General features: G+C 65.1%; 16 protein-coding genes. 10 read left to right on the top strand and 6 right to left on the bottom strand.

Annotated elements, in window-relative coordinates; translation table 11 throughout:
* Positions 1 to 6 precede the first annotated feature (6 nt).
* The 7 genes from VGN93_RS26110 (at position 7) to zwf (ending at position 8096) form a co-directional block, all read left to right on the top strand.
* Positions 7 to 1590 carry an ABC transporter substrate-binding protein gene (locus VGN93_RS26110; protein WP_414714175.1) on the top strand — a complete coding sequence of 528 codons (1584 nt, stop codon included), beginning with the start codon at positions 7 to 9 and terminating at the stop codon, positions 1588 to 1590.
* Between the two features lie 70 nt (positions 1591 to 1660).
* The gene (locus VGN93_RS26105; RefSeq protein WP_319324646.1) at positions 1661 to 2620 is read left to right on the top strand and encodes an ABC transporter permease; all 960 of its coding nucleotides are present in this window, start codon (positions 1661 to 1663) and stop codon (positions 2618 to 2620) included.
* A gap of 1 nt (position 2621) precedes the next feature.
* Positions 2622 to 3506: an ABC transporter permease gene (locus tag VGN93_RS26100; protein ID WP_327509884.1), complete on the top strand. Its 885-nt coding sequence runs from the start codon at positions 2622 to 2624 to the stop codon at positions 3504 to 3506.
* A 20-nt stretch (positions 3507 to 3526) separates the two neighbouring features.
* On the top strand, positions 3527 to 4441 hold the full coding sequence (locus tag VGN93_RS26095; protein WP_327509883.1) for a dihydrodipicolinate synthase family protein: 915 nt from the start codon (positions 3527 to 3529) through the stop codon (positions 4439 to 4441).
* 28 nt (positions 4442 to 4469) lie between these two features.
* Positions 4470 to 5477, top strand: a complete 1008-nt coding sequence (locus VGN93_RS26090) for an ABC transporter ATP-binding protein (protein WP_327509882.1) — start codon at positions 4470 to 4472, stop codon at positions 5475 to 5477.
* Positions 5477 to 6439 (top strand): oligopeptide/dipeptide ABC transporter ATP-binding protein, encoded by a 963-nt coding sequence (locus VGN93_RS26085; RefSeq protein ID WP_327509881.1) that lies wholly within the window; start codon positions 5477 to 5479, stop codon positions 6437 to 6439. The genes VGN93_RS26090 and VGN93_RS26085 overlap by 1 nt, the downstream gene beginning before the upstream one ends.
* A gap of 199 nt (positions 6440 to 6638) precedes the next feature.
* A complete protein-coding gene (gene zwf / locus VGN93_RS26080; RefSeq protein ID WP_327509880.1) occupies positions 6639 to 8096 on the top strand; it encodes a glucose-6-phosphate dehydrogenase in 1458 nt (485 codons plus the stop codon).
* 33 nt (positions 8097 to 8129) lie between these two features.
* On the opposite strand, the gene VGN93_RS26075 is transcribed toward zwf, so the two are convergent.
* The 6 genes from VGN93_RS26075 to VGN93_RS26050 form a co-directional block, all read right to left on the bottom strand.
* On the bottom strand, positions 8130 to 9149 hold the full coding sequence (locus VGN93_RS26075) for a carbohydrate kinase family protein (protein ID WP_327509879.1): 1020 nt from the start codon (positions 9147 to 9149) through the stop codon (positions 8130 to 8132).
* Positions 9146 to 10177, bottom strand: coding sequence for a hypothetical protein (locus VGN93_RS26070; protein ID WP_327509878.1), 1032 nt, complete (start codon positions 10175 to 10177; stop codon positions 9146 to 9148). The genes VGN93_RS26075 and VGN93_RS26070 overlap by 4 nt, the downstream gene beginning before the upstream one ends.
* A gap of 52 nt (positions 10178 to 10229) precedes the next feature.
* Positions 10230 to 11009 carry an ATP-binding cassette domain-containing protein gene (locus tag VGN93_RS26065; RefSeq protein WP_327509877.1) on the bottom strand — a complete coding sequence of 260 codons (780 nt, stop codon included), beginning with the start codon at positions 11007 to 11009 and terminating at the stop codon, positions 10230 to 10232.
* Positions 11009 to 11995, bottom strand: a complete 987-nt coding sequence (locus VGN93_RS26060; protein ID WP_327509876.1) for an ABC transporter permease — start codon at positions 11993 to 11995, stop codon at positions 11009 to 11011. Before VGN93_RS26060 ends, VGN93_RS26065 begins: the two co-directional genes overlap by 1 nt.
* A gap of 147 nt (positions 11996 to 12142) precedes the next feature.
* The gene (locus VGN93_RS26055; RefSeq protein WP_414714174.1) at positions 12143 to 13156 is read right to left on the bottom strand and encodes a substrate-binding domain-containing protein; all 1014 of its coding nucleotides are present in this window, start codon (positions 13154 to 13156) and stop codon (positions 12143 to 12145) included.
* A gap of 168 nt (positions 13157 to 13324) precedes the next feature.
* Positions 13325 to 14878, bottom strand: coding sequence for an FGGY-family carbohydrate kinase (locus VGN93_RS26050; protein WP_327509874.1), 1554 nt, complete (start codon positions 14876 to 14878; stop codon positions 13325 to 13327).
* Between the two features lie 158 nt (positions 14879 to 15036).
* Here VGN93_RS26050 and VGN93_RS26045 point away from each other — a divergent pair, with 158 nt between their 5' ends.
* From VGN93_RS26045 to VGN93_RS26035, 3 genes are all read left to right on the top strand, one after another.
* Positions 15037 to 16245: an ROK family transcriptional regulator gene (locus VGN93_RS26045; RefSeq protein WP_327509873.1), complete on the top strand. Its 1209-nt coding sequence runs from the start codon at positions 15037 to 15039 to the stop codon at positions 16243 to 16245.
* A 157-nt stretch (positions 16246 to 16402) separates the two neighbouring features.
* On the top strand, positions 16403 to 16819 hold the full coding sequence (locus tag VGN93_RS26040; RefSeq protein WP_327509872.1) for a SyrB-like regulator: 417 nt from the start codon (positions 16403 to 16405) through the stop codon (positions 16817 to 16819).
* Between the two features lie 269 nt (positions 16820 to 17088).
* Positions 17089 to 17496: a hypothetical protein gene (locus VGN93_RS26035; RefSeq protein WP_327509871.1), complete on the top strand. Its 408-nt coding sequence runs from the start codon at positions 17089 to 17091 to the stop codon at positions 17494 to 17496.
* Positions 17497 to 17504 lie beyond the last annotated feature (8 nt).

Here is a 17504-nt window from a genome sequence, read left to right as displayed (position 1 = left end):
ACACACATGGCATCGAAATTCATGCGCGCCGCCGTGCTCGGCGCGGCACTGCTCGGCTGTTCGGCGCTGACCGCGCCATCCTTTGCTGAGGACGCGAAGACGATCACCGGCGGCTTCGACGTCGGTCCGGGCGGCTTCCAGGGCAATTTCAACCCGATGGCTGCCACCAGCGGCTTCACTTGGCTCAGCATCTATTTCGAGCCGCTCGTCACCTATGATGCCGGTTTGAGCAAGTTCGTGCCATCGCTGGCGTCGAGCTGGGAGGTGAGCGCCGACCAGAAGACCTACACGTTCAAGCTGGTCGAGGAGACCTGGCATGATGGCGAGGCCTTCGATTCCGCCGACGTCAAGTTCACCATCGAACTGAACAAGAATCCGGATGCTGCCTCCGTTCTCAGCGCGCGTCTCAAGACGGTCGCGAGCGTCGAAACGCCCGATCCGCGCACCGTCGTGGTGACCCTGTCGGAGCCGAATGCGGCGTTTCTCGACTCGCTCACCAAGGTGCTGATCCTGCCCGAGCATGCGGTTTCGAAAATCCCGGCCGCCGAACTGTCCAAGAATGCCTGGTGGTCGACCTCGCCGGTTGGAACGGGCCCGTTCAAGTTCACCAAATATGAAACCGATCGCTTCGTCGAACTGGCCGCCGATGAAGACTATCGCGACGGCCGGCCGAAGGTCGACCGCCTGATCAACCGCTATTTCGAAAGCTCGGCGGCTGCGGTGGCAGCACTTCGCGCCGGCGAGATCCAGTTCAGCTATGTCGAAACCGACGACGTGCCGACCTTTGCCGCGGATTCCGCCTACAAGGTGATCGAAGGCACATCCTACGTCGCCAATTATATCGGCTTCAACACGGAGGTGGCGCTGTGGAAGGATTTGAAGGTGCGTCAGGCCGTGATGCACGCCATCGACCGCAAGGCGATCATCGAGAGCCTGTACAAGGGCGCCGCCACCGAAGCCAATTGCGGCTTCGTGGTCGATCGCCTTGTGCCGCAGGGCCTCGAGACCTTCGCCTATGACCCGGAGAAAGCCAAGGCGCTGTTGGCGGAAGCGGGATGGGACGAGGTCAACGGCGACAAGCCGATCGTCTGGCTGACCTATTATACCAACCCGCTGGCGACGAATGTCATGGCGGCGATCCAGGCGATGCTGGCGGAGGTGGGCATCAATGTCGTGCCGCGCGCCGTCGACACCGCCACCTATAACGGCATCATCCTGGCCAAGACGCCGAAGCCGGAAGACTTCCCGCTGGTCTATGCTGGTCTCGGCAACGGCCCGGATCCAAGCTCGATCAATATCGGCCTCAACGAGACGCAGATACCGCCGGTCGGCAACAACTTCCTGCACATCCGCGTTCCGGAGCTCAACGCCGCGCTCGATACCGCGCTGGCCGAGACGGATGATACGAAACGCGACGCCCGTTATCAGGACGTCTGCAAGGCGATGAACGCCCATCTGCCCTGGGCGCCGATGTGGGTGACCAACCGGTATGGCGTCGCCTCGGTCAAGCTGAAGGATTTCGTCTGGACGCCGGCACCCGGCGGCGGCCCCTTCGACACCGATGCTGAAAAGTGGTCGCTGGCCGAATAGGCCGGCGATCGCGAACCGGGCGGCTGCGTTCGATGCGGCCGCTCCTCCTCCCGAAACGGTAGACATCGTTATGCTGCTCTATTGCCTGAGACGGCTGGCCATCGGCATGCTCATGCTGATCGCGCTCAGCCTGATGGTGTTCGTGCTGTTGCGCTTCGCGCCGGGCGATCCGATCGACGCCTATATCAATCCGAACGCCCCGTTGAGCCAGACGGAGATGGAGATGCTGCGCGCCCGGCTCGGGCTAGATCAGCCGCTGCCGGTGCAGTATCTCGGCTGGCTGTGGGCCGCTGCAAACGGCGATCTCGGCTTCTCGATCCAGCGCGCCGGTGTGCGCGTGCTGCCGCTGATCGGCGAGCGCATCGGGCCGACGCTCCTGCTGATGCTGACGGGCCTGGCGCTTGCCATCGTCGTCGGCATCGCCGCCGGCATCATCAGTGCCGTCAAGCGCAATTCGGCCATCGATCTCGGCCTCGGGGTCCTCGCTTTCGTCGGCATTTCCAGCCCTGCCTTCCTGACGGCGCTTCTCGGGCTCTATTTCTTCGCCGTGCAACTGCGCTGGGCGCCGTCCGGCGGCATGCTGACGCCGGGTGCGCCGTTCTCCTGGGGCGATCTGCTCTCCCACCTGATCTTGCCGGCGGCCCTCCTGTCGATCGGTTATGCCGCCCTCATCATGCGCTACATGCGCTCGTCGATGCTGGAAGTGTTGAACCAGGACTATGTCCGCACCGCGCGCGCCAAGGGCGTCAGGGAATTCTGGGTCGTCACCAAACATGCGCTGCGCAACGCGCTGCTGCCGGTCATCACGCTGATCGGCTCGACCATCGGCGTGGCCATCGGCGGCGCGATCTTCATCGAAAGCGTGTTCGACTGGCCCGGCATGGGGCTGCTGATGGTCAATGCGGTCGAGACACGCGACTATCCGGTGATCATGGGCGGCACGCTGGTCATCGGCGCCGGCGTCATCGTCGTCAATCTTCTGACCGATCTCACTTACGCGGCGATCGATCCGCGCATCCAGGTGGCGTGACATGGCAGGGACCGCAACGATCACGGCACCCGCCGGCAACAGCCCGCTGCGGCGCTCGCTCACCCGCTTCTATAACAACCGCGCGGCGATCGCCGGCCTGGTGATCCTCGCGCCGATCCTGATTACAGTGCTGACCTATCATCTCTGGTGGCCTTACGGGCCGAACAGCATCGACCTGCGCGCCATGAATTCCGGCCCGAGCGGACGCCATTGGTTCGGCACCGACGGTGTCGGCCGGGACACGCTGGCGCGGCTGATGCAGGGCGGCCGCGTTTCGCTGATGGTCGCCACCGTCTCCGTCGTCATCTCCTCGGTGATCGGCTTCATGCTCGGCGCCTTTGCGGTGTTCGGCGGGCGTTTTGCCGATGGCCTGATCATGCGTTTCGTCGACCTGTGCATGACGCTGCCGCCCGTGATCCTGCTTCTGGTGCTGGCGTCGATCGCCGGCACCGGTATCGTGCCGACCATATTCGTCATCTCGCTTCTGTCATGGCCGGTGCTGGCACGCATGATCCGCGCGCGCCTGCTGGAACTGCGCGAACGCGATTTCGTCGTTGCCGCGCGCGGCATGGGCGCCGGGTTCTGGCATTTGCTCTGTCGGCACGCGCTACCCAATTCCATCGATATCCTCGTCGTCTACGCGACGCTGCAGATCGCCAACGCGATCCTGCTCGAGGCCGGCCTGTCGTTTCTCGGCCTCGGCATCGCGCCGCCGGAGGCGAGCTGGGGCAACATGCTGAACGCCGCCCGCTCGACCGTCGTGCTGGAACAGCATCCCTCGCAATGGATGTTCGCCGGTGGTGCCCTGGTGCTGACCGTGCTTGCCATCAACTTCGTCGGCGACGGTTTGCGCGACGCCTTCGACCCTCGCTCCGATCTGAATTGAACCCATAGGAAAGGTTTGCAATGTCCAGTTTTCATGGTGTCGTCCCTCCCGTCGTCACGCCGCTGACGCAGGATTTCAAGGTCGACTTCCCGTCCTTCACCCGCGTCATCGAATACCTCATCGATGGCGGCGTGGACGGCCTCTTCGTGCTCGGCTCGACCAGCGAAGTTGTGTTCCACGGCGACGCGGCCCGCAGGGAGATCATCGAGCATGCGGTGAAGGTGACGAATGGCCGGGTGCCGATCTTCGCCGGCGTCATCGACCCGACGACGGACCGGGTGATCGAACATGCCAAGGTGGCGGAAGCCGCCGGCGCCGACGCCCTGGTCGTCACCGCGCCCTTCTACACCCGCACCAGCCAGGTCGAGACGATCGACCATTTCCGCTATGTCCGCGATGCCGTGAAGACCCCGGTGATCGCCTATGACATTCCGGTCTGCGTGCACATCAAGCTGGAGCGCAAAACGACCACGACGCTGGCGCGCGAAGGCACCATCGCCGGCCTGAAGGATTCCAGCGGCGACGACGGTAATTTTCGGTTCGTGGCGATGGACATGGCGGACAAGCCGGATTTCTTCGCAATGACCGGCTCCGAGATCGTCGTCGACAATTGCGCGCTGATGGGCGCCCACGGCGTCGTGCCGGGGTTGGCGAATGTCGATCCCAAGGGCTACGTGAAGCTGTGGAAACTGGCCAAGGCCGGCAAGTGGGACGAGGCGCGCAAGGAGCAGGAGCGGCTCTGCCGCCTGTTCGAAATGGTCTGGGTGGCCGCCGGCCGCACCAGCCCGGGCTCCGCCGGCGTCGGCGCCTTCAAGACCGCGATGCAGGCGCTCGGCGTCATCGACAGCAACACCATGGCGCGTCCGCAGCGCACGCTGAACGCCGAGGAAGCCGCGGCCATCAAGACGATACTCAAGGAAACCGGGCTCGCCTGACGGCGAACCCAACCCAAAGGCGACGGCTATGCAAGCACCGATCCTCGACATTGCCGGCCTGACGACGGTGTTCCGCATCGGCGGCCGCGACATCGCGGCGGTGCGAGACCTCGACCTGACGGTTGCGCCGGGGGAGACCGTCGCCCTGGTCGGCGAGTCCGGATCGGGCAAGTCCGTCACCAGCCTGTCGATCATGGGCCTGCTGACCAGGCGGGTAGGGCGCATCGCGGCCGGCACGGTCGGCTTTCGTGGCAAGGCGGGGCCGGCGGAGCTGACGGCACTGGACGACGAGGGCATGCGGCGGCTGCGCGGCAACGACATTGCCATGGTCTTCCAGGAGCCGATGACCAGCCTCAATCCGGTCTACACGATCGGCGAGCAGATCGCCGAACCCGTGCGCATCCACAAGGGCAAGCCGCGCCGAGAGGCCATGGCGGATGCGGTGCAACTGCTGGCCGATGTCGGCATTCCCGATCCGGACAGGCGCGCGCGGCAATATCCGCATGAACTGTCGGGCGGCATGCGCCAGCGTGCCACCATCGCCATGGCGCTCGCCTGCGACCCGACCCTGCTGATCGCCGACGAGCCGACCACCGCCTTGGACGTCACCATCCAGGCGCAGATCCTCGACCTCCTGAAACGGCTCCAGAAGGAGCGCGGCATGGGCATCCTGTTCGTCACGCACAATCTCGGCGTCGTCGCCGAGGTCGCCGACCGGGTGGCGGTCATGTATGCCGGCCGCGTCGTCGAGACGGGCACGGTGGCAGACGTGTTTGCCCGGCCACGCCATCCCTACACGCTCGGTCTCATGGCCTCCGTGCCGAAACTCGGCGAGATGGCCGCGCTGAAGGCCGCGGGCGCGCCCTTGCCGATGATCCCCGGCAGCGTGCCGAGCCTGATCAACCTGCCGCAGGGATGCAGTTTCGCGCCACGCTGCAAGTTTGCGATCGACGACTGTACTCGGGCGGTGCCCCCGCTGTTCGAGGTTGGAAACGGGCAGATGGCGCGGTGTATCCGCTGGCAGGAGATCGCGTGATGGCTGAACCTATGCTGGTCGTCGACAAGCTGAACAAGCATTTTCCGCCGGCCGCGTTTTCGCGCGGCGCGGTGGTCAAGGCGTTGCAGGACATTTCGTTCACGGTGCCGCGCGGCCAGGTCGTCGGTCTGGTCGGTGAGTCAGGCTCCGGCAAGACGACCATCGGGCGCAGCGTGCTCAGGCTGATCGAGCCGACCTCGGGCGCGGTCAATTTCGATGGCGTCGATCTCACCAAGCTGCCAGCGGCAGAGATGCGCAAGGCGCGGCGTCGCATGCAATATATTTTCCAGGACCCCTTTGCCAGCCTGTCGCCCCGCATGACCATCGGCCAGATCCTCATGGAGGGCCTCGACATCCAGCGCACCGGCAACCGCGCGGAGCGCATCGAGCGGGCACGCGCCGCCCTTGCCGCCGTCGAATTGCGGCCGGATGCCTTCGATCGCTATGCCCATGAATTTTCGGGCGGCCAGCGCCAGCGCATCGGCATTGCCCGCGCGCTTGCCCTGCAACCCGATTTCATCGTCGCCGACGAGCCGGTCTCGGCGCTGGACGTTTCGGTGCAGGCCCAGATCATCAACCTGATGCGCGACCTGCAATTGAAGCTCGGCTTGACCATGCTGTTCATCTCGCATGATCTCGCCGTGGTCGAATACATCTGCGACACTGTGATCGTGCTCTATCTCGGGCGCATCATGGAGATCGCGCCGAGCGCCGACCTCTATGCCAACCCCCGCCATCCCTATACGCGCGCCTTGCTGTCGGCGATCCCGTCGCCGGAGGTCGGGAAAGCGAAACACCGGCAGATCCTGAAGGGCGACATTCCATCGCCGTCGAACCCGCCATCGGGCTGCGTCTTCCGCACGCGCTGTCCGCATGCCATCCCGGCCTGCGCCGAAGTGGTGCCGGCGCTCGAGCCCGTCGGGGTGGGCCACGCCAAGGCCTGCATCCGCAACGACATTTGATGCCGGCCACCCGCTTCCTATTGCTGTCGCCCCTTGATCCCCCTCGCATTCCATGCCTCTATCCAACTCTAAATCGGTGTGGGGATTTGCCGTGACGGTTTCAGGCACGAGGACGGCTGCTTCGCGGCGGCGCAGGGCTGGTGCAGTCGCGGCTCCGCCCCAGGCAAAGGGTGCAACTGAAGATTTGGGGACGGCTATTTTGCGGAAGAATTCCACGCGGGTCGGCCCCGGCTTTCCACAGCTCGTCGTGCTCTTCGGCGCGACGGGCGACCTCTCCCGGCGCAAGCTTTTGCCGGGGCTGTTCCATCTCGTCACCGCCGGCTTCATTCCCGGCTGCCGGATTATCGGTGTTTCGCTCGATGATATCGATGCCGACGCCTTCCGCACCATCGCCCGGCAATCGCTGGACACGTTCCTGACCCGCAAGTTCACGCAGGCCGAATGGGAGGAATTCGCCGCGTCGCTTGATTACGTGCCGCTGGGCGCCGGCGCCGGCGCGCTGAAAGAGGCGGTCGACAAGGCCGAAGAGGCGCTTGGGCCCGAGACACGACGCGTGCATTACCTCTCTGTGCCACCGAAGGCAGCGCTTCCGGCCGTGCAACTGCTCGCCGAGGCCGGGCTGGTCGAGCGTTGCCGCATCATCATGGAAAAGCCGTTCGGCACGGACCTCGCCAGCGCCGTGGAGCTGAACAAGAAACTCCACGAGGTCTTCGACGAGAAGCAGATCTTCCGCATCGACCATTTCCTCGGCAAGGAACCGGCGCAGAACATCCTGGCGTTCCGCTTCGGCAACGGCCTGTTCGAGCCGATCTGGAACCGCAATTTCATCGACCATGTGCAGATCGACGTGCCGGAGACGCTGGGCCTTTCCACCCGTGCCGCCTTCTACGAGACGACCGGCGCCTATCGCGACATGGTCGTGACCCACCTCTTCCAGATCCTCGCCTTCATGGCGATGGAACCGCCCACCGCGCTGGAGCCCGCGCCGATCTCGGAGGAGAAGAACAAGGTGTTCCGCTCCATGCTGCCGATCGAGCCGCGCGACGTGGTGCGCGGCCAATATATCGGCTACCGCAAGGAGCCGGGGGTGGACCCGGAGAGCGACACCGATACGTTCATCGCCCTCAAATGCGCCATCGACAATTGGCGCTGGGCCGGCGTGCCCTTCTTCCTGCGCACCGGCAAGCGGCTTGCCGAAGGGCAGCGCATCATCTCGATCGCCTTCCGCGAGCCGCCGAAATCGATGTTCCCGGCGGGCTCCGGCGTCGGCGCGCAGGGCCCGGACCATCTCACGTTCGACCTTGCGGATGCCTCCAAGGTCTCGCTTTCCTTCTACGGCAAGCGCCCCGGCCCGGGCTTCCGGCTCGACAAGCTCTCGTTGCAATTCGCCATGAGCGAAACCGGCATGATCGGCGAAGTTCTGGAGGCCTATGAGCGCCTGATCCTCGACGCAATGCGCGGCGACCACACGCTGTTCACCACCGCCGAGGGCATCGAACGCCTGTGGGAGGTCTCCAGCCAGCTCCTCGAGAACCCGCCGCCGGTGCGTCTCTACGATCAGGGCGGCTGGGGCCCGAAGTCGATCCACCAGCTCATCGCCCCGCATGCCTGGCGCCTGCCGTTCGAGCGGGCCTGGCGGGATTCACCAAAGGAATGATTGGCGGCCGCACTGCATAGCCGACAGCGCGGATTACAGCGCGCGCTCGCCCCAGCCCCGTGCGAGCGCAAGGCATTCCTGCCAGGGGACGATGGCGCCGGTGGTGGAGATGCTGCGCAGCGACGCGGCGGCAGTGGCGTGGGCGAGGCGGAGACATTGCTCCATGCTCCAGCCCTCGTGAATGCCGTAGAGCATGCCGGCTGCAAAGGCATCGCCCGCACCATTCGCCCCCAAGACTTCCGTCTGCGGGATAGCCACGGGCGGCAGCGTCGCGGTCTCTCCGTCGCGCGTGACGGCGATCGCGAAGGCGGGGCAATGCACGGCGACCATTTTCATGGCGCCGCGTTCGAGCGTTATGCGCGCGGCGCGCTCGCAGGCCTGCCTGTCGGTGGCTTCCGCACCGATGGTCTCCACGCCGGCAATCGCGCCGATCTCCATGTCGTTGACGATCAGGAAATCGAGATGGGGCAGGCAGGGTGCCACGAGCGCGGCCATCAGGCTCTTTTCGATGCTGGCCAGTTCTAGGTTCGTCTCAAGCCCTGCGGCGCGGGCTTTCTTGAGCACCGTGACCCACCCGTTGGGATCATCATGCCAAGGGCTGTCGAGCGTCCTGTGAACGCCCGGCAGGCCGAGATGGAGATAGCGCATGCGGGTCGTGGAGAAGTCGAAATGGTCCGGCGTCAGCAGCGCGCCCGTGCCGGCATGGAAGATGTGAGTGCGCCGGTGCGACTTGCGCGAGACATAGGCATCGCAGAATTGAGTTGCGGCGGCATCGGTTGTCACCATCTGGCGCGTGTCGATACCCGCCGCCTCGGCCGTCGCCTTCAGGTAGCGACCGTCGTCGTCGTCGCCGACGAGGCCGACGGTCTCGACCGGCATCGACGGATCGAGACGCCTCATGTCGAGTGCGAGATTGCAGCTCGATCCGCCGCCGTGGCGCTCCTCCTCGAAGAGCTCGGCAAGGCCGTCCTCACCCGGCCAGTGGCTGACGCTGCGATTATAGTCGGCGCACCACGTTCCGCCGGTGAGGAAACCTCGCCGCGCGCTCGTCATTTGCTTTGCTCCGGCTTGAGGACGGCTTCCGTCACCTCGTTGTCCTTGGCAAATTCGCGGATCGGCGTGATGTCGTCCTTAGCAAGTGTCGCGTGGTAGGCCTTCACGGCTTCAGCCGGGGAAATATTGCCGGAGGCCACCTCGCGCATGAAGCGCACCATCGCCAGCGGGTCCTCCGCCAGATTGATCTTGCGGCCGAACAGCGCCACGCGTGCGCCAAAACGTTCGGCCTGGTGCAGCAGCTCGAAGCAGTCGCGGGTAGTGCCCGCACCACCGCCGAGCACGCCGACGATGACGCTCGGGTCGTAGGAGGCAAGCTCCTCCATCGCCTTGGCGCCGTTGAACGGGATCTTCAGGAATTGCGGGCGGTCCGCTTTTGTGACCCCGGCAATGCAGCGCATCAGCACGTCGTTGACATAATGCGGCACGGTCTCGGGCGCGATGCGAGAATCGACATTGGGATTGAAGACTTCGAGGAAGTATTTGAAATTGTTGCGCGCCGCGTCCTCGCGAAACGCCCCGAAGGCTTCCAGCGCCTGGTAGTCGCGGTCGAGATCGTTGTTGAAGGTGATGGAGTAGAGGCCGAGATCCGTGCCGGTGATCGGCGCGCCGGGGGCGGGATCGATGGTGCCGGTGGCGACGCGCGACAGCGAGGCGCTGCGGAACGGGCGGGAGGCCTGCTGTGAATAGGTGGCGCCGCGGCAGACCCAGACGTCGGTCGTGTCGTTGGCGCGGATCGCCGGCTTCACGGCGCTGCCGCGATAGACGCCCATATCGATCAGCGCCTCCATGTTGGAGGCCGAGGTCAGCATGATGTCGACGATGTCCTGCTCGACGACGGCGCGGATGTTCTCGAGGAATTCCGGGCGGGTATAGTGGCGCGACCATGTGCCGTCCTTCGCCCGCCTGGGGCCGCAGGAGGTGATGCTCGGCCCCATGTCGCCGTCCTTGGCGTCGGCGATGATGAAGTCGTTGCGGGTGTATTTTCCGGCGCGGATGCGGGCGAGCTTCTGGTCGAGGCGATACATGGATTGGCTCCGTTCGGTATGGTCCGGCCCGTCGGGAACCGGACGGGAAGGATCAGGCGGTGGCGGCCCCCGTCATGATGGCGACCACGTCGTTCATGGAATGGGTCTTCGGGGTCACCACGGCGGCGCGGCGGCCGAGCCGCATGATGTGGATGCGGTCGGCGATATCGAAGACATTCGGCATGTTGTGGCTGATGAGAACGACGGCGAGGCCGCGTTCGCGGATCGAGCGGATGAGCTCCAGCACCTGGCCGGTCTCGCGCACGCCGAGCGCCGCCGTCGGCTCGTCCATGATCACGAGTTTTCGCGCGAAGAGTGCTGCGCGGGCGACGGCGACACCCTGCCGCTGGCCGCCGGACAACGCTTCCACCGCATTGTCGATCGACGGCAGGCGGAACTTCAATTCGCTCATGGCGCGCCGGGCTTCCTCGCGCATCCGCTTCTTGTCGAGGCGACGGAAGACGCTTCCGAGGATGCCGGGTGCGCGCAGTTCGCGGCCGAGGAAGAGGTTGGAGGCGATGTCGAGCGCCGGCGCCATGGCGAGATCCTGGTAGACCGTCTCGATGCCGGCATGGCGCGCATCGAGTGGCCCGCGGAAGTGGACGGGCGCGCCATCGAGCAGGATTTCGCCGCTCGTCGGATGCAGCGCGCCGGTCAACGCCTTGATGAGCGTGCTCTTGCCGGCACCGTTGTCGCCGACGACGGCGAGGATTTCGCCGGCGCGCAGTTCGAAGTCGACGCCGGCGAGCGCCGTGACATGGCCGTAGGTCTTCACCACGTTGCGCGCTTCCAGCACGATATGAGGCGTCTCGGTGTTGGTTTCGAAGGACATCAGCTCCTCCTCCGCGACATCTGGTCGAGGGCGACGGCGATGATGACGAGGATGCCGGTCACGAGGTCCTGCCAGAGCGGGTCGATGCCGGCGAGCGTCAGGCCGTTGCGCAGCACGCCGACGATGAGGGCGCCGATCAGCGTGCCGATCAGCCCGCCGCGTCCGCCGAACAGGCTGGTGCCGCCGATGACGACAGCCGTGATGGAATCGAGGTTGGCGGTCTGCATCGCGTTCGGATCGGCATTCGGGATGCGGCCGAGCGCCAGCCAGGCGGCGATGCCGTAGATGAGGCCGGCGACGAGATAGACCGAGAGCAGGTGGCGGCGCACCGGGATGCCGACGAGGCGGGCGGCCTCCGGATTGTTGCCGATGGCATAGACGTGGCGGCCCCACTTGGTCTGGTTCAGGAAATACCAGACCACGGCATAGAGCGTGAACATGATGAGCACGCCGTAGGTCAGCACAAAGCCGCCGAGCTTCATCGTGTTGCCGGTCCAGGAGAGGAACGGGTCGCGCACGGCGAAGGCCCCGCCTTCGGAGATCAGGCGCAAGGCCGCGGTCAGAATGCCGAGAATGCCGAGCGTGACGATGAAGGGCGGCAGCCTGAGCCCGCTGACGAGGCCGCCCGCCGCGAGCCCGGCTGCCGTGCAGACCAGCACGGCGAAACCCATAGAGAGGACGGGATCATAGCCGAGATTGACCAGCTTGCCGGCGATGATGGTGCCGAGCACGCAGATCGCGCCGACGGCAAGGTCGATGCCGGCCGTCAGGATGACCAGCGTCTGGCCGATCGCCAGCACGCCGATGATGACCGTCTGCTGCAGGATGATCGACAGGTTGTGGGTGGCGAGGAAACGCGGATTGGTGAGCGAGAAGATCACGCAGAAGCCGATGAGAACCAGCAGCGGCCCCGCGGAAGGGGCGCCGATGATGCGGGCCTTCAGGCTCGGGGATGTCTCGGGCGGAGAGGCGGTGGCTGTGTTCATGGGAACCTCATGCTTCGGGGGCGCCGCACCCCGACGGATTGCCGTGGCGCTGTCGCGCCGTGACCGTTGGACGCCCGTTCGGGATCACGACGGCACCGCGCCAAAAGAGGCGCGGGACCATGCGTGATCCCGCCGGGAGAAGGGCGCTCAATCGCCCCAGCAGTTTTCCAGGCCCCAGGCCGTGTCCTTCGATTCCAGGCCCTCGACGGGCTTGTCGGTGATCAGGAAGGAACCGGTGTTGACGAAGCCGCTCGGCTTCTTGCCGGTCGCGGCATATTCCGCCACGGCATCGATGCCCATGGCCGCCATCTTGTAGGGGAACTGCATGACCGTTGCGGCGATCTTGCCGTCCTTGACGTCGCGCACGCCCGCGCAGCCGCCGTCGATGGAGGTCAGCATCACGTCGCTTTCCTTGCCGAAGGATTTGAGCGCCGCATAGGCACCGGCCGCCGCCGGCTCGTTGATCGTATAGACGGCGTTGATGTCGCCGTTCTTGGAGAGCAGGTTCTCCATGCCGACCTGGCCCTTGTCCTGCGCGCCGTTGGTGATGGCGGCACCGGCAATCGACGGGTCGCCCTCGGCGATGCCGAAGCCCTTCAGGTAGCCGTCGTGGCGGAACGTATCGACCGTGCCGCCGGGCGTGCCGTCCAGCATGGCGACGACCGCCTTCGTGTCGCCCATCGCCTTGCGGGCATAGGCGCCCTGCTGCACGCCGGCCTCGAAATTGTCGGTCGCGAAGGTGGCATCGACCGCGTCGGCGGGGTCGGTCGCCGTGTCGAGCGCGATCACCAGCACGCCGGCCTCACGGGCCTTCTTGATGATGTCGAGCATGCCCGACGAGTTGTTCGGCGTCACCAGGATGCCCTTGGCGCCGGCGCTGATCAGATCCTCGATGGCGGCGACCTGGCCCTCGTTGTCGCCGTCGAACTTGCCGGCGCGGGCGATCAGCTTCACGCCCTTTTCCTTGGCGCGGGCTTCTGCGGCCTGGCGCATCTTGGCGAAGAACGGGTTGACCTCCGTCTTGGTGACGAGGCCGACGATGACCTCCTGCGCCGAGGCGGAGCCAGCGCCGAAGGCGACACCGAGCATCAGGCCGAGGGCGCTGATGCCGGCCTGGAGAGCTTTGGAACGTGTGGACGTGCGAATGCGATGAAACGTCATGAAATCCTCCCAAAATCTACGATACCGCCGAGCCTTTGGCTCTGGGCGGGCCGGCCTCTCCTCAAAGGCCATGATGGATTAGGGCACTCCTTTTGGATAAAGTCAAATAGTAATAACTTCTCTTTTGTATATTTTTATTCATAAATGGCTGGCCCCCGTTTTGTCAGGTCAACCCTCCAGGCGGCGTAGCGCATGCATGGCGGCATGGACGGGTTTCTGGCGGGAAAGATCGCGGTAGATGGCGTAGGCCGAGCGGTAGGCCTGGATATGATCACGCCGCGGCAGGACGCGGCCGATGTCGCGCGCGCCGAACCGCTCCGCGCCTTCCGCATAGGTGCTGACCGTACCGCCGGCAACGGCGCCGTGGATGGCGGCGCCGACGGCGGTCGCATTGGCGATCTCCGGGATGTCGACGGGGCGGTCGAGCACATCGGCCAGGATCTGAATGAGCAGCGGATTGGCGCGGGCAAGGCCGCTTGCCATCAGCACGCGCTCCGGCACGAGCCCGCTCTCGGGGAAGAGGTCGAAGATCGCTTTTGCGCCGAAACAGAGGCCTTCCAGCAGGGCGAGATAGATCTCGGCCGCTGTGGTCCGCCGTGTCAACCCTGCCAAAAGGCCGGAAAGATTGCCGTCGGCGAAGGGAACCCGGTTGCCGCCCCACCAGTCGAGCGCGACGACCCGCCCGGCCGCAGGCGCAAGCGTGGCAGCCTCCGCGTTATAGGCGCGAAAACTCTCCTGCATGTCGCCGCCGCGCGGGAACGTCTTTACAAACCAGGCAAGCGTATCGCCGAAACTCGGCTGGCCCGCCTCGTAGCACCAGAGCTGGCGCATCGAGCCGTCGAAGGCCATGCCCTCGATGCCGGGCGGCAGCGGGCGCTGAATGTCGCTGAGGTAGAGATAGGCGGCCGAGGTGCCGAGCGCGCCGACGAAGCAGCCGGGCGAAACGGCGCCGATCGCCGGGAGCACCACGTGGGAATCGATGACGGCGACCGCGACGGTCGCGCGGCCGCGAATGCCGGTCAGGTCGCGCCATTCCGGCGAAAGCGGGCCGGCCGCAGACCCGACGGGAAGGGGTGTCGCAAGGCGCCGCTCGAGGCCCGACACCACGCCCTGCGGATAGCCCGCATCGCTGGAAAACTGCGCCTTGTAGGCGGCAAAGCCGAGACCGCGCCCCTCCCTGCCTGTAAGCTGCCAGACGAGCCAGTCGCCGCCTTCGATGAACCGGTCCGTCTCGGCCCAGACGGCGGGCGCCTCCGCGGCGATCTGCGCGGCCTTGGCCAGCAGCCACTCCCCGGAAAGCCGCCCGCCGAAATTGGCGAGAAAGGGCGCCGGCTTGGTATTGATCGCGTCGGCATAGGCCTGGGCATTGTGCTTCCAGAGCTTGACATAGGCATGCGGATCGGACGGGCGGAGGCGGGAGAGCGGCGCGCCATCGGCGCGGGCGGGCAGCGGGGAACTGGCGGTGAAGCCGATGCCGATGCCCTCGACTTTGCGGTCCCGCCCCAGCCGCGAGAGGATTTCGAAGGCCGCTTCGGTATAATCGTCGGCGTTCTGCAAGGCGAAATCCGCCGGCAGGGGCGTTCCGTCGGGCAGCGCCCGGGTGAGGATGCCGTGCCGGTAGGCATGGACATGGCTTGCCACCTGCATTCCGGTTACGACCTCGATCAGCACGCCGCGCGCTGATTCCGAGCCGTAATCCAATCCGATAAGGTAGGTGTCCAAGGGGCGTCTCCGTCTGACCGTACGGTGCATATATACAAAATAAAACATAATTCGCAATCTTATGTATTATGTTATACATAAGTGCGGGTCGCGTTGGAAACTGCCGCTTTATCTCGCTGTGCTTTGCCGCTAAAGCGGGGAGGCAACAGGAGTTTTGCATGGGACGGCATGAGCAGGGGCATGAGGGGCCGACGCTGGACGGCGCGGGGGGCATTCTTTCCTTGATCGCGACAGGCCAGGCCTTGTCGAGGGCCGAGTTGCTGCAGGCGTCGGGCCTTTCGCGTGTCACCGTCACCCAGCGGCTGAATGCGCTTCTTTCGAGCGGCCTGGTGCGCGAGACCGAGGAAACCCTGCCGAGCGGCGGGCGGCCGACGCGGGTTCTCGCCATCAATGCGGCAAGCGGCTTCCTGCTGGTCGCCAATATCGGCGAAACCCACATTCACCTGGCCGCCATGGACCTGACGCCGGCCATCATCGCCCAGGCGACTTTGCCCTTTTCCGTGACGAGCGGGCCGGAGGCGACCCTCGCGCAGGTGGGGGATGTCTTCGCGTCGCTTGCGGCGGAGGCGGAAAAAACCCACGGCTTCTTCATCGGCATCAGCCTCAGCCTGCCGACGCCCGTCGATTTCAAGCGCGGCTGCGTCGTCGGTCCCTCGGTACTGCACGGCTGGGACGATTTCGACATTATCGGGCAGTTGCAGGCGCGTTTCGCGGTGCCGGTCTATGTCGAAAACGACGTGAACCTCATGACGATCTGCGAGCACAAGCGCCGGTTCCCGACCGTCGACGACATGCTGTTCGTCAAGGTGGGCACCGGCATCGGCAGCGGCATGATTGCCGGCGGGCGCATGTTCCGCGGCGCGCAGGGCGCTGCCGGGGATATCGGCCACATCCAGTTCCTGTCGGATGACGCACCCCTTTGCCGCTGCGGCAAGTTCGGCTGCGTGGAGGCGCGCGCCGCCGGCTGGGCGATCGCCCGCGATCTCTCCGCACGCGGCTTCCATGCCGAGACGGCGCGCGACGTGATCGACCTCGTCGAACAGCGCAAGCCCGAGGCACTGATGCTGCTGCGCGCCGCCGGGCGGACCATCGGCGAGGTCATTTCCGACGCCGTCAGCATCGTCAATCCGAGCCTCATCGTCATCGGCGGTACGCTGGCGCGCGGCGGCGATTTCCTGCTGTCGGGCATCCGCGAACTCGTCTACCAGCGCTGTCTTCCGCTGGCGACGCGCGACCTTTCCATCGTGCTTTCCACCGCGCAGGAAGACAGCGCCCTGTTCGGCGCCGCCTATCTCGTGATGGAAAACACCTTTGCACCCCTGAAGATCGACCGCCTGCTCGAACGGTTCGCCGCCAGGCTTGCCTAGCTGCTGGGCATAAAGCCGGGTTCTACTTGCCGGAAAACCGTTTTTACGGTCGAAAACATGAGATTGACCTCGGAATAACGCTCTGGATGATGGTCGGATATTGACTCCCTGACCAGCGCACCTGAAACATAGCTTGAGCGATCATAGGAGGTAACCGATGGCTGACGAACAAATTCCCGGCACCAATTCCGACGTTGCAGTGGTGGTTCCTGACGCGACCGCGCCAGCGGCCAGGAAGCAGCGCGCGCCGAGAGTAAAAAAAGCAGCCGTGGAAGCCAAGGTAAAATCGGCCCCCGCCAAGACGGCAGAGGTCTCCGTCGGGCGCAAGAAGCGCGCCGCGAAGACTGTCGAGGCGACGCCTGCGGTCGCAGTCGAGCCCGTTGCGGCCAAGCGTCGACGCAATGTTGCTACGAAGAAGCAGCCCGCAGCTGTCGTTAAGGCGCCTGCTTCGGCCAGCGATGAAATGGCCGATCTTCTTCAACTCGAGGAAGAGAACAAGCGGCTTCGCAAGACGCTGGCTGATAAGCTTCGTGCTGAAAACGCCGACCTTCGCAAAAAGCTTGGTCTCGCCTAGCCGGCGGAAAGATATACGGGCACCCGGATAAGATCAGCCCTAGCCATGACATCGTCGGTAGCGAAAATGCGCTCAGGCTCACGTCGCGAGTCGGATAGGTGCGTCACACTCGTCGTGACGCAGATGCTCGAGGTTGAAGCACGATGAAATCACCATGGAAGCTTATCGGGAACTTGTTCTCGCGGGGCGGGTCAGCGGGCCCGGAAGACGGCCGGAATTCAGGTGATGACGAAGCAAGGGCACGCCCGGACCGAGCGCAGGAAAGTACAGTGCGCCTGCCATCTGCCGATGACGTTTCGCCGAAAGGCCAAACGGAACCGGGAGAGGCGGGCGCAGTAAGTCCGGCAGACGAGGCGCCGGCGCCGGCACCTGAGCGGCCTCTTCAGGCCCGTTCCAACGCCCGTGCGACATCGAAACGAAACGTGGCTGTCAAAGAGGTCGCAACGCGCACGAAGCGCGCTGGCCGGGCGAAGAAGCCTGCGATCGACACGATAGCGCAAAGCGTCGAAGCGCCGAAGAACCAGGCAGAAAACGCCGAAAAAACGCAGGACGCCTTCCAGACCGGCGTGGAAGATGTGGATGCGGAGGTCCGGCGGCTCAGGCGCCAATTGGCAGATGCGCTCCTCGTGCAGAATGCTCAGCTCAAGAAGATGCTGGAGCGATTTGGCGTTTCGTGAGGAGGGAG

Origin of the sequence: Shinella sp. (genome assembly GCF_035998705.1) — a bacterium.
Classification (GTDB): domain Bacteria; phylum Pseudomonadota; class Alphaproteobacteria; order Rhizobiales; family Rhizobiaceae; genus Shinella.
The sequence above is the reverse complement of the archived record's forward strand: the minus strand, read 5'-3'. Positions and strand labels throughout refer to the sequence as shown.

Bases quoted from the DNA above. Each gene is read 5' to 3' on its own strand.
- VGN93_RS26110 (WP_414714175.1), top strand. From the start codon at position 7: ATGGCATCGAAATTCATGCGCGCCGCCGTGCTCGGCGCGGCACTGCTC.
- VGN93_RS26105 (WP_319324646.1), top strand. From the start codon at position 1,661: ATGCTGCTCTATTGCCTGAGACGGCTGGCCATCGGCATGCTCATGCTG.
- VGN93_RS26100 (WP_327509884.1), top strand. From the start codon at position 2,622: ATGGCAGGGACCGCAACGATCACGGCACCCGCCGGCAACAGCCCGCTG.
- VGN93_RS26095 (WP_327509883.1), top strand. From the start codon at position 3,527: ATGTCCAGTTTTCATGGTGTCGTCCCTCCCGTCGTCACGCCGCTGACG.
- VGN93_RS26090 (WP_327509882.1), top strand. From the start codon at position 4,470: ATGCAAGCACCGATCCTCGACATTGCCGGCCTGACGACGGTGTTCCGC.
- VGN93_RS26085 (WP_327509881.1), top strand. From the start codon at position 5,477: ATGGCTGAACCTATGCTGGTCGTCGACAAGCTGAACAAGCATTTTCCG.
- VGN93_RS26075 (WP_327509879.1), bottom strand. From the start codon at position 9,149: ATGACGAGCGCGCGGCGAGGTTTCCTCACCGGCGGAACGTGGTGCGCC.
- VGN93_RS26070 (WP_327509878.1), bottom strand. From the start codon at position 10,177: ATGTATCGCCTCGACCAGAAGCTCGCCCGCATCCGCGCCGGAAAATAC.
- VGN93_RS26065 (WP_327509877.1), bottom strand. From the start codon at position 11,009: ATGTCCTTCGAAACCAACACCGAGACGCCTCATATCGTGCTGGAAGCG.
- VGN93_RS26060 (WP_327509876.1), bottom strand. From the start codon at position 11,995: ATGAACACAGCCACCGCCTCTCCGCCCGAGACATCCCCGAGCCTGAAG.
- VGN93_RS26055 (WP_414714174.1), bottom strand. From the start codon at position 13,156: ATGACGTTTCATCGCATTCGCACGTCCACACGTTCCAAAGCTCTCCAG.
- VGN93_RS26045 (WP_327509873.1), top strand. From the start codon at position 15,037: ATGGGACGGCATGAGCAGGGGCATGAGGGGCCGACGCTGGACGGCGCG.
- VGN93_RS26040 (WP_327509872.1), top strand. From the start codon at position 16,403: ATGGCTGACGAACAAATTCCCGGCACCAATTCCGACGTTGCAGTGGTG.